This window comes from Photobacterium sp. DNB22_13_2 (assembly GCF_052873915.1).
Genome location: NZ_JBNNXU010000004.1, coordinates 174,407 through 197,744, shown reverse-complemented (window position 1 = coordinate 197,744; position 23,338 = coordinate 174,407). Strand labels below are relative to the sequence as shown.

General features: G+C 44.1%; 23 protein-coding genes. 11 read left to right on the top strand and 12 right to left on the bottom strand.

What is annotated here, in order from left to right; genetic code table 11:
• Positions 1-53 precede the first annotated feature (53 nt).
• The gene (locus ACVA58_RS08440) at positions 54-293 is read left to right on the top strand and encodes a hypothetical protein (RefSeq protein WP_446509987.1); all 240 of its coding nucleotides are present in this window, start codon (positions 54-56) and stop codon (positions 291-293) included.
• Positions 294-350: 57 nt separating this feature from the next.
• Here ACVA58_RS08440 and ACVA58_RS08435 read toward each other — a convergent pair whose 3' ends face one another.
• The 3 genes from ACVA58_RS08435 to ACVA58_RS08425 are packed head-to-tail and all read right to left on the bottom strand — an operon-like array spanning position 351 to position 2,675.
• The gene (locus ACVA58_RS08435; RefSeq protein ID WP_446509986.1) at positions 351-1,688 is read right to left on the bottom strand and encodes an ATP-binding protein; all 1,338 of its coding nucleotides are present in this window, start codon (positions 1,686-1,688) and stop codon (positions 351-353) included.
• Complete coding sequence (locus ACVA58_RS08430; protein ID WP_446509985.1) at positions 1,678-2,337, bottom strand: response regulator transcription factor; 660 nt, start codon at positions 2,335-2,337, stop codon at positions 1,678-1,680. The genes ACVA58_RS08435 and ACVA58_RS08430 overlap by 11 nt, the downstream gene beginning before the upstream one ends.
• A complete protein-coding gene (locus ACVA58_RS08425) occupies positions 2,334-2,675 on the bottom strand; it encodes a PepSY domain-containing protein (RefSeq protein WP_446509984.1) in 342 nt (113 codons plus the stop codon). Before ACVA58_RS08425 ends, ACVA58_RS08430 begins: the two co-directional genes overlap by 4 nt.
• A 290-nt stretch (positions 2,676-2,965) precedes the next feature.
• Between ACVA58_RS08425 and ACVA58_RS08420 the strand changes: the two genes are divergently transcribed.
• The gene (locus ACVA58_RS08420) at positions 2,966-4,852 is read left to right on the top strand and encodes a methyl-accepting chemotaxis protein (protein WP_446509983.1); all 1,887 of its coding nucleotides are present in this window, start codon (positions 2,966-2,968) and stop codon (positions 4,850-4,852) included.
• Positions 4,853-4,927: 75 nt separating this feature from the next.
• Here ACVA58_RS08420 and ACVA58_RS08415 read toward each other — a convergent pair whose 3' ends face one another.
• Positions 4,928-6,556: an AMP-binding protein gene (locus tag ACVA58_RS08415; protein WP_446510149.1), complete on the bottom strand. Its 1,629-nt coding sequence runs from the start codon at positions 6,554-6,556 to the stop codon at positions 4,928-4,930.
• Positions 6,557-7,221: 665 nt separating this feature from the next.
• Between ACVA58_RS08415 and ACVA58_RS08410 the strand changes: the two genes are divergently transcribed.
• Both ACVA58_RS08410 and ACVA58_RS08405 read left to right on the top strand, forming a co-directional pair.
• A complete protein-coding gene (locus tag ACVA58_RS08410) occupies positions 7,222-7,683 on the top strand; it encodes a TetR/AcrR family transcriptional regulator (RefSeq protein WP_446509982.1) in 462 nt (153 codons plus the stop codon).
• Positions 7,684-7,844: 161 nt separating this feature from the next.
• A complete protein-coding gene (locus ACVA58_RS08405) occupies positions 7,845-8,036 on the top strand; it encodes a YtxH domain-containing protein (RefSeq protein WP_255043159.1) in 192 nt (63 codons plus the stop codon).
• A 68-nt stretch (positions 8,037-8,104) separates the two neighbouring features.
• Here ACVA58_RS08405 and ACVA58_RS08400 read toward each other — a convergent pair whose 3' ends face one another.
• From ACVA58_RS08400 to ACVA58_RS08385, 4 genes are all read right to left on the bottom strand, one after another.
• Positions 8,105-9,436: an NCS2 family permease gene (locus ACVA58_RS08400; RefSeq protein WP_446509981.1), complete on the bottom strand. Its 1,332-nt coding sequence runs from the start codon at positions 9,434-9,436 to the stop codon at positions 8,105-8,107.
• A 40-nt stretch (positions 9,437-9,476) separates the two neighbouring features.
• The gene (locus ACVA58_RS08395) at positions 9,477-10,577 is read right to left on the bottom strand and encodes an adenosine deaminase family protein (protein ID WP_446509980.1); all 1,101 of its coding nucleotides are present in this window, start codon (positions 10,575-10,577) and stop codon (positions 9,477-9,479) included.
• A gap of 177 nt (positions 10,578-10,754) precedes the next feature.
• Positions 10,755-11,672: a LysR family transcriptional regulator gene (locus tag ACVA58_RS08390; protein ID WP_446509979.1), complete on the bottom strand. Its 918-nt coding sequence runs from the start codon at positions 11,670-11,672 to the stop codon at positions 10,755-10,757.
• Between the two features lie 65 nt (positions 11,673-11,737).
• Positions 11,738-12,529, bottom strand: coding sequence for a M48 family metallopeptidase (locus ACVA58_RS08385; RefSeq protein ID WP_446509978.1), 792 nt, complete (start codon positions 12,527-12,529; stop codon positions 11,738-11,740).
• Between the two features lie 93 nt (positions 12,530-12,622).
• Between ACVA58_RS08385 and ACVA58_RS08380 the strand changes: the two genes are divergently transcribed.
• The 4 genes from ACVA58_RS08380 to ACVA58_RS08365 all read left to right on the top strand — a co-directional run bounded on the left by ACVA58_RS08380 (position 12,623) and on the right by ACVA58_RS08365 (position 15,232).
• The gene (locus ACVA58_RS08380; protein ID WP_446509977.1) at positions 12,623-13,060 is read left to right on the top strand and encodes a hotdog fold thioesterase; all 438 of its coding nucleotides are present in this window, start codon (positions 12,623-12,625) and stop codon (positions 13,058-13,060) included.
• Positions 13,057-13,290: a DUF3389 domain-containing protein gene (locus ACVA58_RS08375; protein ID WP_446509976.1), complete on the top strand. Its 234-nt coding sequence runs from the start codon at positions 13,057-13,059 to the stop codon at positions 13,288-13,290. Before ACVA58_RS08380 ends, ACVA58_RS08375 begins: the two co-directional genes overlap by 4 nt.
• 268 nt (positions 13,291-13,558) lie before the next feature.
• A complete protein-coding gene (locus ACVA58_RS08370) occupies positions 13,559-14,467 on the top strand; it encodes a phosphotransferase (RefSeq protein ID WP_446509975.1) in 909 nt (302 codons plus the stop codon).
• A 129-nt stretch (positions 14,468-14,596) separates the two neighbouring features.
• Positions 14,597-15,232, top strand: coding sequence for a putative ATP-dependent zinc protease (locus tag ACVA58_RS08365; RefSeq protein WP_446509974.1), 636 nt, complete (start codon positions 14,597-14,599; stop codon positions 15,230-15,232).
• Positions 15,233-15,378: 146 nt separating this feature from the next.
• Here the strand turns inward: ACVA58_RS08365 and ACVA58_RS08360 are convergent, their stop codons facing one another.
• Positions 15,379-16,200 carry a DUF2797 domain-containing protein gene (locus tag ACVA58_RS08360; RefSeq protein ID WP_446509973.1) on the bottom strand — a complete coding sequence of 274 codons (822 nt, stop codon included), beginning with the start codon at positions 16,198-16,200 and terminating at the stop codon, positions 15,379-15,381.
• Positions 16,201-16,370: 170 nt separating this feature from the next.
• Between ACVA58_RS08360 and ACVA58_RS08355 the strand changes: the two genes are divergently transcribed.
• The gene (locus ACVA58_RS08355; protein WP_446509972.1) at positions 16,371-16,877 is read left to right on the top strand and encodes a GNAT family N-acetyltransferase; all 507 of its coding nucleotides are present in this window, start codon (positions 16,371-16,373) and stop codon (positions 16,875-16,877) included.
• 135 nt (positions 16,878-17,012) lie between these two features.
• On the top strand, positions 17,013-17,459 hold the full coding sequence (locus tag ACVA58_RS08350; protein WP_446509971.1) for a c-type cytochrome: 447 nt from the start codon (positions 17,013-17,015) through the stop codon (positions 17,457-17,459).
• 53 nt (positions 17,460-17,512) lie between these two features.
• Here the strand turns inward: ACVA58_RS08350 and ACVA58_RS08345 are convergent, their stop codons facing one another.
• A complete protein-coding gene (locus ACVA58_RS08345) occupies positions 17,513-18,196 on the bottom strand; it encodes a cytochrome b/b6 domain-containing protein (RefSeq protein ID WP_446509970.1) in 684 nt (227 codons plus the stop codon).
• A gap of 174 nt (positions 18,197-18,370) precedes the next feature.
• The gene (locus tag ACVA58_RS08340; protein ID WP_446509969.1) at positions 18,371-20,749 is read right to left on the bottom strand and encodes a fatty acid cis/trans isomerase; all 2,379 of its coding nucleotides are present in this window, start codon (positions 20,747-20,749) and stop codon (positions 18,371-18,373) included.
• 298 nt (positions 20,750-21,047) lie between these two features.
• On the opposite strand from ACVA58_RS08340, the gene ACVA58_RS08335 reads away from it, so the two are divergent.
• Positions 21,048-21,878 carry a haloacid dehalogenase-like hydrolase gene (locus ACVA58_RS08335; RefSeq protein ID WP_446509968.1) on the top strand — a complete coding sequence of 277 codons (831 nt, stop codon included), beginning with the start codon at positions 21,048-21,050 and terminating at the stop codon, positions 21,876-21,878.
• A 44-nt stretch (positions 21,879-21,922) separates the two neighbouring features.
• Here ACVA58_RS08335 and ACVA58_RS08330 read toward each other — a convergent pair whose 3' ends face one another.
• Entirely contained in the window at positions 21,923-23,221 is a 1,299-nt protein-coding gene (locus ACVA58_RS08330) for a winged helix-turn-helix domain-containing protein (protein WP_446509967.1), read from the bottom strand.
• Positions 23,222-23,338: the final 117 nt, after the last annotated feature.

The window sequence follows — 23,338 nt, the reverse complement described above, 5'->3', positions numbered from 1 at the left end:
TTGGTGCTAATGGCATTAAATCAGAGTGTAGATGATGAAAAAGGGAATACACCATGCTGCAGACATCAATGACAGTTGCCGAATATCTACTGATTTTGGCTGGGTTAGCCATGGTCGCAAACGGAATTTATATATACGGGCGCCGAACAAGTGATTGGACCGGTGTGTTGAAAATGTTTTACAACCGTATTGGCATGGATGTCGAAGAGTTCAAATGGTACCGGCTGGGGGTTGCTTCCCTAGTACTTGGCGTGATTGTCAGGATAGTAAATCTTACACTTTGGCCAGCATAAGGCTGTTTGACGCTGGCGAGTGAACGCCCGCCAGCTAAGTGCTTCTATCGAGTGATATCACTTTCTCGGTTTGGGAAGGGTAATTGAAGCCCTTAATCCACCCAGCGGGCTTCGACTTAGTCTTAATTCACCGCGATAGCTATGAGCCAGCTCACTGACAATGTTCAGCCCGAGCCCTGTACCTGGTGTTGTCTCATCAAGCCTAACGCCTCGCTTAACTGCGCTTTGGTAGGCATCATCGTCAATGCCGGATCCATCATCTTCAATAACCAGTAATACCGTCTCTGCTGTTTGTTCTGGCTGGTGGACTCGAATTAGGCTTTTGGCCCATTTATAACTGTTCTCGATGAGATTCCCAAGGATTTCGTCAAGATCTCGACTCTCAATCGCGACAAGTAAATCGCTGTCCAGCTCGTTAACAAGCACGACGGCACGATCGGCATAGACTTTGTCCATCGCCATGGATATTGCATCGACTCGTGTTGAGGGAGCGGTTTTGGCCGACAAGATGTTGCTAGCGCCAGCCATTCTCGCCCGACCTAGATGGTAGTCGATATGTTGTTGGAGTTGCTGTAGCGTGGGTTGAAGCCGAGACTGCTCCTGCGCATTGAGGTGGGCAACTTCATTATTGAGTACGGCTATCGGTGTCTTTAGAGCATGCGACAGGTTACCGGCATGGTTACGTGCTCGCTCAAGCAACTCTTGGTAGTGGAAGAGTAGGGCATTGAGATCGTCAACCACAGGACGGATTTCGGCAGGGTAAACCCCGCTAAGTTCTGATGTTTGCCCTTCGCGTACCTCTTTCAAATTTTTCTGCAAGCGGCGTAGAGGCCAGAGTGACCAGCTAACTTGCAGCCAGATTAAAAAGAGGATACCACCAGCCATAATCAGTAAGATTAACCACAAACCGCTGGTAAGTTGGGTCAGAGTTTTTAGTAACCGCTCTTGGTTGATCGCCACAGTGAGCGTGACAGGATCATCAAGCTCGGGCAATAGGATATTCCGGTTGAGCACCAGGAGTGATTGCTTATCAGGGCCGACAAATCCTGACTCTTTATCGCCGGAAATACGCGTATCCCACAAAGAGCGAGAACGCAACTCTTTGTTATCAACATTTACACTCCAATATAATCCGCTATATGGCTGCTGGAATCGTGGATTGGATAATGTTTTGGGTGGGAGCAAACTGCCATTATTGTCTACATCAATTTGAGCCGTTAATTCATCCAGATAGATATATAGTTGATGTTTTTCCTGGTCGACTAAATAGGTCTTGATGAATGATGGCATTAGATAACCCGCAGCAAGGGTTATAGCCAATAGCCAAGCAGCCGCGGCAATTAGCAAGCGGCTGCGAAGGCTGGGTAGAGGCGTTTGTGGTGCTCTAATCGGCATTGATACGATATCCAAGCCCTCTGACCGTTTTTATCACATCCCCGCCGATTTTTCGGCGAATACGACCAATAAACACTTCAATGGTATTAGAATCTCGGTCAAAGTCTTGCTTATATATGTGTTCAACGAGCTCTGTGCGCGAAATAACTTTATCGGCATTGTGCATCATGTAGGAAAGCACTTTAAATTCGAGAGCTGTCAGGTCGATACTCTCACTGTTGTGCATGACTTTAGAGGTGCGGGTGTCGAGACTTAGTCCACCAACTTGAATGATTGGTGAGGCATTGCCGGTTGATCGGCGTACTTGTGCTCTCAAACGGGCAACAAGTTCAACCATCTGGAACGGCTTTGTTAGGTAGTCATCAGCGCCAGCATTGAGGCCATCAACACGCTGTGTGAGTTCGTTACGCGCACTAAGGATTATGACTGGGCAAGTGACGTTTTCATCTCTGATGCTTCTAAGAACGGTGAGCCCATCCAATTTGGGTAAGCCCAAATCGAGGACAATCCCGTCCCAAGGTTCAGAAGTGGCACGGTACAACGCATCAATGCCATCAGAGGAGAGTTCGGCTACCCAGCCGCTTTGTTCTAAACCTTCAACAATTTGTTCGCCCAAGGCTAGTTCGTCTTCAACGACAAGTATTTTCATTGGTCTACCTTGATAATGTTTTCAAGACCCCTGCCTTTTATTTCAAGAATTGTGAGGGTTTGAGCGTCATACTCGACCCTCACAATATTATTGTTGGGGTCGATAAGCTTTAATTCATATATCCAAATGTCATCATCTTCTTCCAACTCGACACGAATAATGCGGCCATGGAGTTGCTCGCTTACCTTAGATTGTAAAGACGAGAACGGCTGTACCAGCCCTTGTTGAACGGCTCGCATGACATCGTCATGATCTCCATCAATCTCCAATTCAACGTTTGCTACCGCAGAAGAGGTTAAAAAGAGCAGCGACAGGATGTATTTGCTTTTTCTATTCATACATTAAAGTGTAACTGATTGTACGTGAACCGAAAATGAATATATCTAGTAACTTGAGTGTATAGCTAATTGATTTTACACCATATCTTGAAATATCAGCAGAGTGATAACTGTGAGGAGAACAACAGACGATGTAAATCGCCTAATAAACATAAATTCCTTTTAAGGGTTTTAATGCATATGTCGTTGATTATATTGGTATGAAATTGATTTTTTTGGCGAAGATCATGAATTTAATTCGTGCCACACTTTATAATCCCCCCAATTTTGTTTCGAGATAAAGGGAAGTTATGCAGTTATCCTTAAAAGCAAAACTGTTGTTATCAAGTTTTGTTGCCGTTTCTATTACCGCTATAGCCCTTGGCGGTTTCTCCTACTTGTCAATGAAGAACCAAGCGTGGCAGTCTATTGAAAGCGAAAGTCGAAATACATCTGTTGCGGTGACCAAGGGTATTGGTGACTGGCTTGAAAGTAAGCAGGCTACAGTGAATGCCGTAGTTAAAACCATGGCAAGCAACAATACCCCAGATATTGTTGAGCATCTTAAACAAATGCATATATCGGGTGATTTTAGCCTGAGTTTCTACGGTAACCAGCAAGGGGATATGCACCGTCAAGACCCATCGCTAAATCGCGCCGGTTATGATCCTCGTGAAAGAGGGTGGTACAAGGAAGCTACAGCTGCAAGGGCATCGGTGCTGACTGCGCCATATATGAGCCACACAATGCAAACACTGGTGGTAACTTTAGCCGAGCCAGTGATGCAAGGTGGACGGTTGCAAGGTGTTGTCGGGGCTGATCTGGCTCTCGGAGATCTGATGCGTGATGTACTGAATATTCCGGTGCTGGGTGATGGTTATGCCATGTTGCTGGATATGGGAAATCAGGTTGTTGTTGCTCACCCGAACTCCGACATGCAGTTGAAACCGATTTTCGAGCTGGGGTTAAATGTTCAGTCTCTTCGCAATGAGATGAATGGCAATGGTTTTTTCCTTAGCGACTTCGACGGGCGTGAGCGAGCGGTTGCTGTTCATGACGTGCCAAATTCAGGTTGGGCACTGGTGATGGTGATGGATAAGTCAATTCTAGAAGCGCCGATTAGAGAAATGTTATTTGACGAGTTGCTCATCGGGCTTGTGATCCTTGTCGTGGTATGTGGTTTAATCAGCCTATTGTTGACAAAACAACTAAGCGAATTGAACAAGGTCTCTGCGGCCTTGGCTGATATTGCCCATGGTGAAGGAGACTTAACTGCTCGTATCCCCGTCAACAGCCAGGATGAAGTCGGTCAGTTAGCCGAAAACTTCAATCAGTTTGTGTCACATCAACACTTAATGGCGACTAAACTGCGTGATATTGCCATAGAGCTTAATCGAAATGCGGCGGATTCTGCTACGGCTTCAACTCAGCGCAGCCACAACATTCGTCAGCAGCAAGATGAAATTACCATGGTGGCAACCGCGGTGACTGAAATGGCGAGTGCGACACAGGAAATTGCCGGTAATGCTGAGAATACAGCGAAGACAGCTGAGCAGGCGGTATCTTTGGCCGGTAACGGTCATCGCCAAGTTGGGCAAAGCCAACAGTCGATTGGTAACCTAGCCAATGAAGTCACTAATGCGGCTGCCATTATTGAAGATCTTAATGAACATGCCTTGAAAATCAGTACCATTCTTTCAACTATCCGTGAGATTGCCGAGCAAACCAATTTATTGGCACTCAATGCAGCCATTGAAGCGGCACGTGCAGGAGAGCAAGGTCGAGGTTTTGCGGTGGTTGCCGATGAAGTGCGGGTGCTATCTCAGCGTACACACACTTCGACAGAAGAAATTCAAAATATGATCGAGACGCTTCAATCGACGACCCATAATGCAGTGACAGTGATGAACGATAGTCATCAGTTAGCTGATACCAGCGTTCAAGATGTTGATGCTGCGGGTGAGAGTATCAATAGCATTGCCAGCGAGATCAATGTGATCAGCGATATGGCGACTCAGATAGCGTCGGCTGCCGAGGAACAATCAAGTGTTACTGCTGAAATTAGCCGTAATACCGAAGGTGTTCAGGAGGTCGCAAATCAAATGGCTCAAGAAGCCATGGAAGCGGCCCGTCAAGCCGATTCCTTGAAGGAGCTTGCGGGTCAACTCGAGATGGAAGTACAGCGCTATAAGCTATGATTTATAAGCTCTAATCAATAGACAACAAAAAGCCCCCGCAAATGCGGGGGCTAGTTCTATCTAGATAGGGTTGAGTTATTCTTCCCACTGTACCAGTTGATCTTTTGGCCAGTTGGCACCGACATCATGGTACTTCTTCTCAAGCAAGTGACGCTTGATTTTGAGTGTCGGTGTCAAGATATTGTTTTCTACACTCCAAGGCTCTTTAATCATCAGCACACCTCTGATCTTGGCATGAGATTCAAGCTCTTGGTTAATAGTATCAATGACACGCTGTGCTGTACGGGTGTAGCGCTCGCGGTCAAAGTTCGGGAAGTCATGCGGTATAGCCAGTAAGATGGGCGCTGGCATGCCTGAACCGACTACACACATCATCTCAATGTTGGCAAGCTCAAAAATACGTTTCTCTATAGGGACAGGCGAGACAAATTTCCCTTTCGCAGTTTTGAAGGTGTCGTTCTTACGACCTTGAATCGTTAAGTAACCTTCCTCATCCATGAAGCCAATATCACCGGTATGAAGCCAACCATCATCATCGAACATTTCTTTGGTTGCATCTTCATTTTTGTAGTATCCAGAAAACAACCCCATGCCGCGTACTAAGATTTCTTCATCGGCAGAAACTTTGATTTCAACCCCAGGGCCAGAGTTACCGACTGTACCAATTTTATCACTACGGAATGGATGGTTAAGGGTACTGTAGGCAAAGCTTTCGGTCATCCCCCAGGCTTCGGTAATATTCAAACCAATATTCTCATACCAGCGAAGTAGGGCTGGTGAGACAGGGGCAGAGCCGCAACCGAGTACTCGTGCTTTATTTAGACCAAGGCCATCGGCAAGCTTGCGCTTGATGACACCCGAAATAAATGGGATTTTCAGTAATAAGTTGAGTTTACCTTGTGGGAGTTTTTCCAATATTCGCTGTTGGAATAGGGTCCAAAGTCGAGGAACTGAAATAAACAATGTGGGACGATGCATTTTCACATCATCTATAAACGTGTCCAGTGATTCAGGAAAAGCGACTTGCATCCCAGACATCACTGAAGAGCCGAAGATGTAGACTCGCTCGGTAATGTGAGCAAGAGGCAGGTAAGAAAATAGACGTTCGCCTTCTTGCATACCAATATGATCCACAAGACGCTGCGCAGACCATGCAAACGAACCATAGCTTAGCATCGCACCTTTAGGGAGACCGGATGTACCAGAGGTATATACAATGGACATCAAATCATCTTGCTGGTGGTTTGGTCGTTCTTGCGAAGGCTCATATTGCGAAAGCAAGGTATTGAAGTCGTGATTGCATTTAGGTGCCGATGGATAATTAAAACTAATAGAGAGAATTTCTGGGTGTTTTTCCATCACTGCAAGGGCGGCCTTGCTGTCGTCTAATTTACCGATCAGAACAGCTTTTGATTCACTGTGTGTTAAGCAGTGTTCAACGGTATCTGGACCTGCCGTTGGGAAGATCGGCACACTGATATAGCTACCCAGCATGAGTGCAAGGTCTGAAATGAACCATTCCGCACAGTTTTTCGACATGATGGCGATGCGATCACCGGGCTTGAAGCCTTGGGCACGAAGGGCGCTAACAAGCCTGAGCGCTTTGTCGGCAACCTCTGCATATGTAAAATCAACAAATTGTCGGTTGATGATCTGGCGAAGATACACATCATCTGCGCGTTCTTCTGCCCATTTGAGAATCATTTCAGTTGGCAGTGGTTGAGTCATCAGAGTATCCCTTAAGCGATCCGATTGCAGAGGTAGAGTCATACTTCGATCCTTCCGTGTTATGTTTTTGTTAAAATAATGCTATTTTCACTGTTTGGTCAAGCAGTTATTTACGATAATCAGATTCTGTAAAAACGTCCGATTTAAATAAAACAGTAAAAAATAATTAGTTTTCAAAGATTAAAATAGAACAAAATTCAAACAGGTGTACAATTTTTTTAATGTTGTTGGTCTATTCATAAATTCCTGTTTCTATTACAATAGTGCTAATTTCGTGCAGTGAATGAAGATGTTCATGATGATATATTAGTTATGGCTAGTTCAAAGTACTGTAAATGTTGGGCTATAAGTGTAAATCAGCCATAAATAGAGTTTGGTTTGGTAGTTTTACCCGCTTGTTGGTTTCAGTACGCGAACACTGAATTAAATTTTCATTTCATGTCATTTTTTGACTTGAAACTGACAGCTAAACGGTAATATTATCAATTAACGGAATGACATCCTGTATTGTGCGATTCGTTATTAGTATGACTGAGTGGCATCAATCGGATTTCAACACATTTGCTTATATGGTTACGTAGCCCGTTTGGGAATTAGGCGGGTCTTTGGGTGATCAAATAGAATCATAGAGTCAAAGCATTATGCCGAAGCGTAGTAAAGAAGATACTGAAATTACCATCCAAACAATCATGGATGCCGTTGTGGATCAAATTTTGACGTTGGGATACGACAAAATGTCGTATACCACCTTGAGCAAGCAAACAGGGATCTCTCGTACGGGTATTAGCCATCATTTCCCTAAGAAGCAAGATTTTGCCACTGCTCTCGACGGCCGTATCTTTCGGATATTTGTAGAAAAGCTTGATCTAGATAATGGCTTGACTGGATTTACGAGTAGTTGGATTGCGGCATTGGACGACGAAAAGTTCAAGGCGACGCTACGTTTGCTGTTCCATCATATCGCCTCCTCCGAGACGACCAGTGAGTTTGCCAAGCGCGGTATCGATAGGCTTTACTCTCTTTGCCTTGAACGTTTTGGTGAAGATAGTCAGAAAGAACTTGAGTGGTTGCTGGGCAAGTCCTTAATTAGTCTAGTTCGCTAAAGAAACTTGGAATTGAAACAGCTTCTTCGGAAGCTGTTTTTTTTACAGGTATATAATACCAACCTACATAAATATTTGATCAACTACTTATCCAGATTGGTATAATTTAAAAAAGAGGTTGGAATTGCCTCATATGTTCAGTTTGTAAAGAGAAAATTGAGATGTTGAAATATATTGTACTGGCTTTGGTCGGTTTCGGAATTTATATCGGTGTGACCTACAAAGATCAAATTGAAGATCTTACCGATTCTCGCTCGTTTGAGGACGTTCAGGATGTGTTTGAAGATGTGTCTAGTAAAGCATCGGATACTGCTAGTGACCTAAGCGATAAGTTCGAAGAGCTAAAAAAATAAGAGTTCTTAAACTTCCTTTGTTGAAAAAAGACCAGCTAATGCTGGTCTTTTTCTTGGTCTGAACACTGTTAGTGCGAAGAGATGATGTAGAAGTAGTAAATCATCGATGAAGCAATCAAATAAACTGACCAGTGATCTTCTTTATATCGACCGGTTGCCAATTTCAGGAAGGCATACACCAGCATTGCTGCTGCAATACCGTTACCGGCGTTGAAGCTAAAGACACTCATTACGACGCAGACAAATGCCGGTAGGTACTCAGTGATATCATCGTAGTTGATTTTCTTCATTGAGCTCATCATGGCAATACCGATATACATCAGTACCGGAGCGGTGGCGGCTGTCGGAATCATACCCGCGAGTGGAGCAAGGAATAATGTTAGACAAAAACAGCCAGCTGTTACCAAGGCCGTGAACCCTGTTCGACCACCAGACTCAACCCCTGCAGAGCTTTCGACATAGGTTGTCATTACTGGGCATGAGAATAGTGCACCAAATGTTGTGGCACTAGAATCAACGTGAAAGTTCTTTTCGATGCCTGGCAGATTGCCATCTTTATCAAGATATCCTGCTTGTGCCCCTATGCCTAGCATGGCTCCCAGTGTCGAGAAAAAGTCTGGAATAAAGAATGCTAGCAGAAACGGTAGATATGCAGGGCTTAGTGCGCCTAATACATCAAGCTGGAACGTCATATCAGCAATGCTGCCCGGCATACTGAAAAAGTTATCCGGTACGGATGTTATTCCCAAAGGTAGGCTAAGAAGGGTGGTGAGAATAACAGCTAGGATGATTCCGCCTTGAATTTTTCTTGATACGAAAAAGAGCACCATGAAAAAGCCTAGTACTGCGGTAATGACTTCAATAGATGCAAGGTCACCGAATATGAGCACGTTCTTGCGAGGATCGGCTATGACAACGCCTGCTTGCTTGAACCCGAGTAGGGCGATGAACAAACCAATGCCGACACCTACCGATACTTTTACGCTGTGAGGGATAATACGAACGACAAAGTCCCGAACGCCTAGAAAAGAGACCAACATAAAAAGCACGCCACTGACAAAGACAATACCAGCAGCAATACTGAGTGGTACGTCATTCCCCAATAAGGTGAATGAAAAGATGGCGACGCTGCCAAGCCCAGGGCCAAGCACAAAAGGTCGATTGGTGTATAGAGCCATGGCGATAGTGGTGATCACCGTCATCAGTACTGTGACGGTGAGTGCACTCTCAAACGGAATACCGCCTTTGCTCATCATTCCCGGTACGACTGCTACCATATAGGCCATTGTCGCAAAGGTTGTTAGGCCTGCGATGATCTCAGTTTTGAGATTGGTATTATTACCTTTAAAGTCAAACCACTTTGCAATGCTAAAGGCTGGTTTGTCAGCTACAGTTTCCATGGATTCCCTCTACATGTCATTTTAATATTTATTGAGTTGATTAGCGTCGGTAGCTAATTTTCATGTCTGGCGCGATAGTCGGCTCTGTGACTAATTTTGCTTTCAGTGCATCAAACTCATAGCTCCATTCAGCCAGCCATTGCTGCTTTGTCTCATCTGGCATCCAGCAAGCTTCAATACTGTTGATCATCATTTGTTTTAAGCTATCAATATCAAAACCGAAGTCTTCGACCATGACCCTGTAACAATTAGCGCTGGTGGTATTGTGAATGTGCCAATCATCCGTACATGGAATGATATTCATACCCGCTTTGGCCATTGTCCGTATAGGGTGATGTTCACACCAGTCCTTATGGTTAGGCCACTGTTTGACGTAATAAGTGTTGGATGGGATAACGGTAAAAGGAACCCCTTTCTGGGCATACTTTTGAGTTAGAGCCGGGTTATCGACAATGGTGTAACCGTGATCAATACGATCAACCTTGATCAGCTCAATACCGGTTTCAACGTTACGCCAGTGCAAACCGAATTCGGAGCAGTGGGCAGTTAGTTTGTAGCCATGCTGTTTTGCTAAGCGGTAAGCTTTCCAGAACTTCTCAACCGGTGCATCATGCTCTTTGTAGTCAATGCCAATCCCAAGAACATAAGCGTGCGGGCTTGCAATCATTTCATTAACCATCTCAACCGCTTCTTCAGGTGACTTCTCACGGTTGATAGAGGGAATGAGCCGAATAACAATTCCCATGTCATGGTAGGCATTGTCGATGGCATCAGCTAAAGCTGCGTTAACGTCAGCGTAGCTAAGTACGGTATCGGATGGATTCCAAAACGTTTCAATATACTTTACACCACAGGCATGAGCATCTTCGGCGACTTCTCTCAATACTCTGGCATAGTCGCTTGGCTGCTGCATTAACTGGTAGAGGAAGGTTAGTGCTTCAATACCACCTTTAACGATCCCTGTCTCTTGTTGATGAGCGCGGTAATACGCCTTTGCTTCAAGCTCTGTCAGAGGGATCTGATATTTATGTGCAAGCGATAGCATGGTTTCCAGCCGGACCCCTCCAAGCAGATGATAATGGAGATCGGCTTTAGGAAAGCGATGATAAAACTCGGAAAGTGTAATAGGGGTTGAGTTCACAGTTACCTCTTTGACGCAACAACTTGCGCAAACGATTGCCTTTGGCGAGAGTATCTCTCTGAACAGGCGTAATGTGAAATGCAATTATTGGTATGCTAGTGCCGATTCGGCACTAGAGTAGTGATGGAAAACGTATTTGGCTCTACGGCGTAGATTGCTTTGATAAGCGTTTATCCCCTAGGGTTGCCATGGCCGATTGACTTGCCAGCCTGCTTTAACGTTGTGCTGCAGGTGCGCCCATAATTGCTGAGCATCATGCCGCAACGGAGCAGAATTGCGGTATAACCTGATTTGATAGGGCAGTCTGAATTGCTCTGGGGCGATAGCAACAAGCTCGCCACAGTTAAGCTCCTCTCGTATCTGAGCATCTGGTAGCCAGGCTAACCCTTTTCCTCTCAATGCCATATCTTTGTGGAGTTGACACATTGAGCTTTCAAATACCGGATAGGTATTGAGTGTTTCAAACTGTGGCTGGTATTGCTCTATAAGCCTTGCACTGTAGGATTCAGCACTGTATTTGAGGATAGGGCAGGCTTGAACAAAGGGGTCGTAAAGTGCTTTGCCTTGGTTGTCAGTGGCTGATACAAGAAGAAAATCACCATGCCCGATGCATATGTTTTGAAATGGAGGTTGCAGCAATGACAAAATTTCAAAGCCAAGAAAAAAATCGCAATTAGACTCAGTTAATGACGCGACCGCAAAGTCTACCCGAAGGATATCAATTGAAAAGTGCACGTCATGTTGTTGATTGACGTATTCTGTTAAGTCTAGAAGGGTAGGTGAAGATAAAGAGTGCGGTGTGGCAATGCGTATTGGGTTCTGAAGCGGCTGCTCAATACCGTTGAGCATTTTTACCCCATCTTCCATCTGTGAAACCATGTTTTGTGCAATGGCTCGAAACTGCCTACCTGCAGGTGTGAGGCTTATCGGTGTTGTTGTTCTATCAATCAGTGAGTGGCCGATCGCTTTTTCCAATGCTCGGATATGGCGTCCAAAAGCGGGTTGAGTGATGTGTCTAGCTTCGGCTGCACGGGAGAAGTGTTGCATCTCTGCCAGCATGAGGAAGTCTTCGAGCCATTTGGTATCTAGGTTCATTTACGCTGCATTATTGTAGTGGCTAATCTGATTGTATATAAAGCCCCCTAAAAGAGGGCTCCTCGTTATATCTTACATTGAGGCTTTGGTGTATTAAAACTCGGCAGCTTGGCGATTTCTGCACGTAAGTCATCAATCCGGGTTGAGTGGGAAGGATGAGTTGATAGCAGCTCAGGAGGTTGGCTACCACCGGATGCTTTCGCCATATTCTTCCATAGGTTGATGCTCTCGTAAGGATCAAATCCCGCTTCGGCCATTATCCTCAAGCCAATAATATCCGATTCTGACTCTTGTGCTCGCCCATAAGGCATTAACACGCCATATTGAACGCCAAGCCCTAAGCCCGCCATCGCCGCATCATGGTAGTCTGTCCCGCCGATAGCTGCACTGGATATTTGCATGCCCATGTTCGCGAGTTGCGAGCGAGAAAGGCGTTCGTTACTGTGTTGGGCAAGTACATGGCCAATTTCATGGCCTATTACCGTTGCCAACTGATCTTGGTTTGTCGCTACCTTTAGGAGGCCAGTGTAAACCCCAATCTTACCTCCTGGTAGGGCAAAGGCATTAACCTGATCACTGTCAAAGACGACGACCTCCCATTGATCCGTTGCTTGAGGGCCACCTAAACGGGTAGTCAAAGCGTTAGTGACACATTGAACATACTGGTTGGTTTTTGAATCGGTTTGCACCTTTTCTTGTTCTTTTAATGCATCAAAAGACTGTGCCCCTAGCTGGGACATATCCTGTTCAGAGAACAGTAATACCTGCTGCCTGCCCGTCGGTGAGCTGCTGCAAGCTGTTAGTGCTACGGCTGAGGCAATTAAGCTAGCAATAGCAAGGGGTTGAAAGCGATCCATCAACGACTCCTTTCACTTTATGTATAAACCGCAATAGCGGAATTATACAGTTGGTGTATCATTCTCTCCAAATAAGATTGTTTGGATAACGTGATGAGTATTTGGAAAAAATCCTTCACTCTTGCAAGTTTAAATGAGACTTCGGCAAATACGCTAGTCGAACACCTAGGTATTGAGTATTCGGCATTTGATGACAACAGTTTATCGGCGGTGATGCCTGTTGAACCACGAACCCACCAGCCACTAGGAATGCTACACGGTGGTGCCTCTGTGGTACTGGCTGAAACGTTAGGATCGTTAGCGGCCAATATGTGTGTTGATGAGGGAAAATATTGTGTCGGCCTCGATATCAATGCCAACCATCTGCGTGCAATGCGAAGCGGCCATGTTATTGGTAAAGCCTCGCCAGTACATCTAGGGGCGACAACCCAAGTATGGCAAATTGATATTACCGATCCGCGAGGGCGTATGGTTTGTACCAGTCGGCTAACTATTGCGGTAATTAAACATAAAAAGATGGTGGATAAATGACAATCGTATTTTCGGCTGGACGTATTATTGCCAATCAACATGAAGTTGTTGTTCGGTTAGATGGCTCTGCACGCGTATTATTACAAGCTACCGCTGATGACGTTACTTTGCTTGGAAATGGAGCGAATGTGATTACGGCGATGGGGTCGGGAGTCAATTGGTCTTTTCGACTCGATTCTGAGCAGCAGTTAGAAGAGCTGGCGGATGTACTTGGGGTTGCCATTCAATAAGATGAGAGTTTGGCGGTAGATCTGTAAGCCACAGCTTTGCTATCGCCTATCAATTCTTGCCTAATCAAACGGTTTAAAGCGATTTGGTAAACTTTCTTTTTATCCTTTCGGCCAAAAGCATTATTTGTGAGAGCTTGAACTCATTATTGATCATGATGAACCCAAAAGTGCCTCTAAAAGGTTATGGTGTTACAAGGTGAAGCAAATATTATCTTTATAAAAACATTGCTTTAGCCGTTAAAGTCAATGAGTGAGAAAGGAAGCCAGATTGAGTAGATTGCAGCTAAAAAGGATTGCTGAGTTTAGTTTTAAAACAATGTTTCGACAGGCTCCTCAAGTCAGTGAAATCCATGAAACATTTTATGGTTGGGTTGTTTTTTTGGCGTCAGACAATGGTAAGGTTGTCGTTAAATTTTCCCGCGAAATTGGGCGGTTAGCAAAAGAAGTTAAAGGTTTGGATCGCTTGCGACAAGCATTGCCATGTCCTGTCCCTGAAGTCATATTTTTTGGCCGAGAAGAAGGCTACGATTACATTATGCTGGAGTGGCTACAGGGGATTTCGGCGCATCAAATACCGAATGATAAACATGCAATAAAGCGCTTTTCCGAGACTTACCTTGAGTTATTACACACTTTGCACAGTATTTCCGATCCTAGAGGGTTTGAGCTCGATAATGGGCAATTCGACACAAGCTTAAGCCAAGCTTTTTCTCATTGGATGGAGCCGGTTTACCGTTATATTGCCAGTGAAGCGTCCCCATTTACCCCAGTTCAAAAGCAAGCATATCAATCGTTATGGCAGATGAGAGACAAAATCTTGTCTGAAGCGCTACCAGAGTCCTCGCTGATACATGATGATTGCCACGTTGGCAATATTTTGGTTGACCCCAAGTCATTTGAAGTTACTGCTATCCTAGACCCTTGTGATGTAGGGTTTAAACACCGGGAAATGGATATTATCCACCTGTTTGATGTCAAGCCAGAAATACAGTTAGCTGAGCGTTATCAGCAAGATATGCCATTGCCGCCGGGTTTTGAGTTGCGGCGTTGGTATTTTAGTTTGTGGGACGATGCTAAGCATAGCCGAAATATGGGGTGGTATGATGAGGCTTGGATTCAAAACAAGTTGTCTCAGTTCGATCAAACGGTAAGTGCTGAGTATGGCTCTGTTTTATAATGTGATCTTGCTAAATGACTGAAGCTGATATTTTGAGGGTGCCATTAATTGAGCATACTATGGTATATATAACAGAAATAAAAAATGTTTGGTCATATTGCGTATATTGATGTTGTAGGGATGAGATTAATGAGAAGAGCGGTTACATATCTTTCGCTATTGTTGCTGGTGGGTTGTGCTCAACAATCTGGGCGGCAGACAGAACCAACCCAAGAACCGGATATTGGAGGGGGGAATGTCGAGCAGCCTATACCTCCACCTGTTGTTGATACTGGAACGCCAGTTACCCCAGACCCTATTCCAGAGCCTGAAGTTAAACCGCTTCCAGAGCCTGAAGTGAAGCCCGAACCTAAGCCTCAGCCAGTGGTGACCAAAACTGACGATGGCAAGCTGATTTTAGGTAATGAGGAGTGGTTGTGGATTGCACAAGCACAGCAACATATTCGGGCTAAGGTCGATGATGGTAAGACGCTCTCGTCGATAGGTGTGAGTAACTTACAGGCTTTTGAGCGTGATGGTAAAGATTGGGTGAAATTTAAAGCTGGTGGTCAAGAAGTTGAATTACCCGTGGAACGTTGGCTTAAGTCGAAAAAAAGCGACAGTCCACAGGCAGTTGTAAAGCTTAGGGCTAAACTCGGCGAGCTTAATGAGTTGACTGAGTTTGCACTTAGCGCAGGAAAAGGCATTGTGTTGGGTGTGAATTTCATTCGAGATGTTGCTGTGGTCGATAGCAGCAGGACGTTTGTTCAACCCAAAGCAAAATAGCCAAGTCTCGGCCATAAATATAAACGGCTGTTGTCACTACATGTAAGTGACAAAAGCCGTTTTTGTTTGATTATTCTTGGTTGGTCACTAGTACTTATACTAACCTACATTAATATTTGATCCGTCTTGCCGGTTCCAAATTGGTATTAGCTTTCTGCTGTATCAATTGAAACTTCGTAGCTGGTGAACTTTCGAATGTTTATTACACCGGTATCGAAAATCAGGTATTGCCCTTTAATACCCATTAGCGTGCCTTCCACAACAGGTTCTTTGTCAAAATTGTGCGACGCTATTTTCTTCGGGTATTCATTAACTGGGTAATGGATAGCAACGATATCTTCTTCTAGCTTCTCGACTGCATCCTCCCCATATAATTCAAGCAACTCGTTAATACGTTGCTCTATCTCAGGCAGTAGGCGCTGAGCTTCGTCTTGAAGTACCATATCGGCGTTATCGCCTTTTAGCATGGCACGCCAATTCGTTTTATCAGCCACTAATTGAGCCAGTGCGATTTCTGCTAATCCGGAAATTTGCCGTGTTTTTACTTTCAGAATAGGTAATGCCTGGGTAGCACCTTGGTCAATCCAGCGGGTTGGTAATTGGGTATGACGAGTAATGCCCACCTTTAGTCCCGATGTATTAGAAAGGTACACATAGTGCGGAACCATGCAGTTGGACTCCCCCCATTCTGGCTCACGACAGGTTCCTTTCGCATAGTGACAGGTTTCCGGTTTCATGATGCACATGTCACAGCGGGCTAGCTTTTTCATACATGGAAAGCAGTGACCTTGCGAGTAGCTTTTTTTCGTTTTCTTACCACAGGCATCACAATAGATGTTACCCGTGTGCGTAAGCTTAAGGTGTTTTCCAATCAGTGGGTTGAGAGGCAGTAACTCATCGCCAACGGGAAGTTGATATTCAACTACGTCACCGAGTTGAGATTTCATTTTACTGAGTGTTCCTAGCATGACTTTGCTCTTTGTTATGTTTTCGCCCATCATAACATTTGTCAGGTATGAGTGCTTGTTCGTGTGTTGCTAGATGATGCGAATGTAGCGACTGAACCTAATATGGGTGTTTCGCACATGTGGTGCTCATTAGTTCAAGAAATCGCTTATATTACTGGGAAGGGGTGTATATGCAGACTGATGCCGAAGTAATGCTGCCTGGTGTTCTACAGCTTGAAGTTGTTGAGTTGAATGATCTCGATCGAAAGCAACTGTGGATTAGGATAAATGATGCTTTCGCTGAATACCAAGAGTTTGTCGGTCAGCCGTACGTTAGATTTGAAACATATGAACGATTTATTCAGAGTCTGGCAGATACGGATAATAATTATGTGTTCATTAAGGAGGGTGATGATTATCTTGCAGGCGTTTGCTACCGTGAACCGACAGCGCAGTCTGAAACGCTGTATTTCGGGACGCTTTGGGTCTCACCCAAATGCCGTAACCTGGGGCTGGCCTCGCAGTTAATATCTACATTGGAACAAGAAGCAAGACGTCGAAAATTGAGAGGGCTTAGTATCCAATTGTTTCGAATTCCAAAACTAATTAAGTTCTACCAAAAACACCATGACTTTGTGTTCGCAATAGATGAGTCCCGAGGACAAATGGTCAAATATTTTGATTGTAAATCTTTGTAATATTTAGCGCGCAATCATTTACATGTTTGCATCCCTCTGTATCATTTCCACATAATGCTTAACACGCTCGCTTTATGGTGAGCGTTTAATGATTAGTGTTATCAGAACGGAATAATAACAAAGGGAAAGAAAGTCATGAAAAAAGTATTGATCGCTGGCTGTATGATATTTGCGGCTAATGTTTCGGCATCGCCGTTTGAGAAGCCTGAAGATGCCATTGAATATCGCCAGGCCGCATTTACGATGATTGCAACTAATTTTGGTGATTTGGCAGAAATGGTTAAAGGTCGCAAAGATTGGGATCAGCAAACATTCAGCCAACGTGCTCAATTTATTTCACAATTGACTTATATGCCGGAAGAAGCCTTTAAGGTTGATGGTACCGATAAAGGCCAGACAAAAGCGAAGCCTGAAATTTGGTCTGACTGGGATGGTTTCAGTGCTAAGTTAGATAAGTTTCAAGGTGACATGGCTAACTTGGCGAAAGTATCGCTAGAGGGTGACGAGCGTTCAACCAAACGTACATTTGGAGAAGCGGCTAAGAATTGTAAGTCTTGCCATAGCGACTATAAATATCGCTAGCATTTAAAGGTCTGCAAAAGCAAAAACGCCAGACGAGAGTCTGGCATTTTTGATCAAAAGAGATATGCCACGACATCTTGTGCGAGAGTGAAATAGACGATAGCGCCAATAATAAGGAATATCACCCAAGCCAAAATACCATTGACCAATTTCGGAAGGGTATCGTCGTCGAGAACTTTCTTTCCGGTCAGCATGGGGGTAATGAGATTATCTTTACGCAAAAAATAGAGAGTTATCGCCGCTAAATGTATACCGATCGCTCCGAGGATGATATTGAAGTTAATAGCATGGATTTCAGTCAGGAAGCTGCTGGTTTCCCCGCTGACTAGATAAGAGAAAGGACCTTCTGAAATAATATCATCGTTTGCAAATAAGCCGGTAGAAAGCTGAATTATAAGCAGAAGCATGAAGGCGACAACCATGTAAGCACCTGCTGGGTTATGACCTGGCGATGATGTGTTGTTATCGTTGGTATTGCCACGTATTGTCGCGATTAAATAATGAATCGCTGATCTAGGAGAACGGACGAAGTGGCGGAACTGTGCCGTTTCACTGCCAATCACACCCCAAATCAGCCGAGTGGCCAACAGAGCCAGTAGCAAGTACGCAAGACTAAAGTGCCAATCCATCAGTCCTTCTGTACCGGTATACCATAAACCACCGATAGTAATCGCTTGTAACCAATGGTAGCCGCGGATAAAGCTATCCCAAACTGGATGCTGACGGAGTTGAGTCATTGTTGGTTCCTTCCTTGTAGTGACTTTGAGATGACTATTTTACTCGGTTCAAACAGACCTGCTACATCGATTGTTGTTTCTTTTCATTTATTTACAATTCATTCATTATCTTGCCATAGAAAAAGGCCCCTACAGGGGCCTAATGAACAATGCGATTAAAGTATCGATCTTAGATTACCGATTCTCTATCCGGTTATAATCAAGTAGCCCGGCTTCGACTGGGAACATACGCTGGTTTATCTCGTTCAATTTGTCACTGAATGACCAAAAGTCTGGGTTGGTACGGCGAACACCATATTTATCAAGAAAAGCGCGATAGTCTTCTTCTGTTTGAATCGTACTTATTTGATTCGCAGCTGATGATAACTCAGCTTCTTTTACATGCCAGAACGCTCTAGGGTAGCTTCCTAGTAGGCCTCGCACCAGCGTAACATTATCCTGTGCGTAGAGCCGGTTAGATTCTTCATCAAACAAGCTGGAGATATTTTTGTGTGCACTATTGCGGATTAGGGTAAACAGCTCTGCTTGTTGTTCAGGCCTAGTCGGCTCGACCATAATGAAAGTGATTTCTGGTAGCAAGCTCGCTTGCTTTCCGCTTATACGGTTCAATTTATATAGCGCCAACGAACTATTTCTGGAAAATATCGATTGAGTAAAATCGTAACGGTCGGGTAAAACGACGTTTAGCTTCTTCTGCAGCATGCCAAAAAGTTCACTTTTAGGGTGTGTTGTTTGGAATTCAATGCCTGTCGGCTGATCAAATTCGTTGATATCCCCCTGAAGATAATTGCTCAGATGTTTATTCGCCCCCTGATACCAATATGCCAGCTCTTGGTGGCGGGCTTTGGTCGGAAGTAGGGATAGAAAGTTTGACTCACCCTCCATACGCAAGAAGTCCATATACATACGTGTGACAAGCTGGTGGCCAAAGTTGCCGTACACATCGAAGCCAGCAACTAAGAGGTAGTGGATACGCTCTAGTAACGAATAATCAATTACCCAAGCAGTTTTCGGTTGACTACCAACAAGCCCTTTAGTGACAGTGGCGCTATCAAAGTGGCGGAACACGGTGAGACTGGCATTGTCGTTGTAGTCGTCTCCATCCCAAATTAATTCTGTGGTTAAGTGTTCGCCATTTTTGAAAGCGGTATTGAGAAACGCATTCTTTGCTTTAAGGAAGCGTCCCTGTTGCTTGGAATAAGAAATCCAATTGGCAACGGGTAAAGTGTTACTTTCATTTTCGGCTGGAAGCCTCAGGTTGTTTGCTTGCGACTGATAAAACTCATCAACAGCTGGGGTGTTTGCCATGGCTGGGTCTACAAAGAAAACCCAGAAGTGATCGTTGATAACATTAAGTGCAAGCTGCCCGCGACACACTGGCCCCTTGATAAAACCCATGATGGTGTTTTGGGCATTGTCTAGCATGAAGCGATAACGGCTATCAACCGGTATTTGTTGGAATGAAATCAGAGGATTGGCAGCAACATCCGTGTGGTAGCTCGGGAGTGACGTCACGTTATATTTAGCGTCGATGAACAAGGTATTAAAACGAGTAAGCTTGGCACTATTGAGCGCGTATGGCATGTGGGTTTTATCGACAATCGTTTCCCTTACTGGTTGGAAACGGTAATAGACACGATCGACATCTGGATCATCATAGGGACGCCGAGTAGCGATAAGGTCAATCGGCTTACCCGGTGCAGTGCGCGAACGAACCAGATTGAAAAAGGTTGGTTGAGGCTCATCAGAAAAATAAAGGTGAGAGACAAACAAGTGTTCATAGATGTAGCGGCTGGCAAGTTGCTGTTTCAGGCTGCTTCCATTTAGGAAGGCTTCCCAGTCAGCAACTTTTTTTAAGGTCTTCGTATCTGGCTGTGGAGAGGTTGCCATAAGGGCACCATTGGAAAGCCAGTCCATTAGTACCTGGTTGTCTTTATCACTTATTTGCGGTAGGCCATAGGGCATACCCCACTCAGGGTAGTTTTGTTCATAGGTGTTCATTTCCTCAATGGTAGGGCATTGCTGATCACGGTCTAATGAAAAGTCCCATTCACCAGCGGTCAGTACATCTTGTTCAGGAAGGGGGTGTGCTTGCTTAAGCTGCAGCATGCGTGCCATAACACCCGCCTGGGTATTGGCTTCTTCAGACTGGACTCGCTCGTTCAGGACTGGATTGAAGCCTTTGTCACGCCATTCGCTGGTGGATTGCGCGTCAATAAACATTCTCGTTGTATTGGCCGCAAGCAGACGAGTACCTTGATAGACCTTTTCTTTACTGGCGCCACGATCGATACCTTCTGCAGATGACATTTTTAACTGACAAGGCGCATCGTAACAAGCATGACAAACGACGCAGCGGTTTTCGATGATGGGTTTGACGGTATCAATATAGTGGTTTGCCATGGGGGATGCTGCTGCGGCCATTCTTTCCTGCGGTTGGGCTTTTCCAAACTGTTGATCTAAATTAAGACCTGCATAGACAGCACAACCTGAGAGGAAAAGCAGCAGGACAAAAATCCATGTTCGCTTAAAGTGATTGTTTTTTAATGTCATTTGTATTTTATCTTGTTATTTACGCAGGCAATTTGCAGTGCGTTTATCGCTAATGTTTGAGTTAAGTTTATCAAAATACTGGCATAACGTGGAAAAGCTATACTAGCTTTTTAATACTCACTGTTAACGAGGCCAAGTAATGAGCTATATAGCTAGGATCGTTTCAATTATTCCGTTATTGATGTGTTCTATTTCATTCGTATTTGCTTCTCAAGATCAATTACCAAGCTGGAATGATACTGCTATCAAACAGGGTATTTTATCTTATGTTGCTAATGTTACAGATAAACAAAATTAATTGTATCAACCACCTGAAAAACGAATTGCTGTCTTTGATAATGATGGCACGCTATGGAATGAGAGGCCGGTATATATTCACTTGCAAGCTGTCTTACATACCTTGAAGGGGCAACTAAAGAAAGACGCGACATTAGCAGAAAGACAGCCATGGGCAACAGTAGCAGAGGGGAAATTGGATCCATCTCATTATGCTCAGATGTTTTCGCAAGAAAGCTTTGGTCTCGATAGTATTGTTGAGCAGTTGGTTGGGGCACCGTATGTTGGAATGACTAGTCATGCTTACACGACGTCGAATGAGGAATTCCTCGGTAGTTGGAAACACCCTAAATATAAAGTGGGATATCAAAACCTCACGTACAAACCGATGAAAGAGCTAGTATCATTATTACAGGGCAATCAGTTTAAGGTGTATATTTACACTGCAGATGAAGGGGCGTTTTTACGCCCTTTGGCTGAAGATCTTTATAATATCCCCCCTGAAAATGTCTTTGGCTCGGCGTTCAAACATGATTTAACGTTTGAAGAGGGAAAAGGTGTGTTTACCCGCTCTTCACGGCTTATTTGGTTTAATAACTGGGCCAATAAGGTGGAGTTAATACAACGCACTTTTGGCGATTTGATCCCGTTGATTGCGGTAGGTAACTCTAACGGGGATGAACATATGTTGCACTATACAGCGAGTTATGGAGGTATGTCTCTTTGGCTGCATCATGACGATGAAGAAAGGGAAGATAAGTATGATAAACATACTGAGAAGCTTCAGCACCTAACTGAAAAAGGCGGCATAAAACAGATCAATATGAGTAAAGACTGGAATTTGGTCTTTTGAATTAGCCTGTTACAGTTTCAAAATGTCCATTTTTAGCGGCGAATTCATTTTTTCGCCGCTTGTCGTTTGTAGTTAAAGATTTTGGCATCTTTATCACTGTTATGGACCCAAAAAATGCCCACTTGATCATTTAACACCAAATCCATATAAGGTTGTTGATAAATCAAGTAGTTATAGCTCACCTTTTTGCTGAGAAATTGTTCTTTGAGATTATTTTCCAATGTGAGTGCCGTCGACAAATGTTCAGTAATGAACTCGTTTGCTTGGTATGCCCAATGATACATAATTGGCTTGAGTTCTATAGTCGAAATAAACGGTGACTCATTCTCAACCACAGTTAATGTCGCAGAGCTGATCGACAATGCATGGTGATAGCCGGTTTGTTCCTCAGAGATAAAGTTTAAGTAGGAAAAATTAAACTTATTTTCTTCATCATCCTTTGTGATGTAGTGATATACCACTTGAGAGTCGATACCTGAGTGATCAATGAAGTTCATGTAAACTTGTGAGGTTGGTTCTCGGGCAAGATCTGTCTGAATAATGGGATAGGGCCGTGAAAGTGGAAATTCCATTAACACTTTACTGGTGAACGTTGTCCAACCTTCTGTGCTTATTTGGTATGAAAAGTCAGTTTGAGGCAAACACTGCTTGTTTTCGTCGATACGACACCATGCAAGCGAGTATGAGTTTGGGCCTTTATAAGCGAATAGTTTTATATTATTTAAATCTGGTGTGTTCTCTAGTTGGACGTAACTTTGATGAAGTTCATCAAGTTTCGTTTGAAGCTCGACAACACCTTCTTCACTAGTTGATACCAGTGTTACGGTGCTATTTTGCAGCATAGTGTTGCGAATGACGTACTGGGTTTTATCCGGGTACTTGTATCCTGTCAGCCATAGGTAACCTCCTAATAATAATAAAATAACGCTAAGTAAAGCGATTGAAAAGTATGGCAAAAAAGGGACCGTCTTCTTTATGACTGTTGAAGTCGATAAGTCCGAATACTTTTCGGTGCTGACTTGGGTAATTTGATAACCAACACGGGGCAGGGTCTCGATGATCTCGCCTTTAGTCTTTTCCTGGAGTTTTACGCGCAGGCTACGGATAGCTTGAAATAGTGATGCTTCAGATACAACACGATCAGGCCAGCCAGCCTTGAGCAAATCGTCTTTCGTCACCGGATGGGTCGCATGCTCAATAAGATAGAGCAAGATGTATTGTTCTGATAGGTTGAGTTTTTGGCTGGTACTCTCTGACTTAATTACTCCTAACGCAGGAATGAAATTAAGTCCATTGATAAATTTGAACTGTTTTTGACCAGGCATTGGTACCTCAGAAACCAAATCATATTGGATATTGTAGTGATTGATTGGCGTTTAAGGTTATTAGGGAGTGACGCCTGATGAATTTAAGGCACATATTTTATCATGAATAAAAATAAATGATATATACCCAAGTAA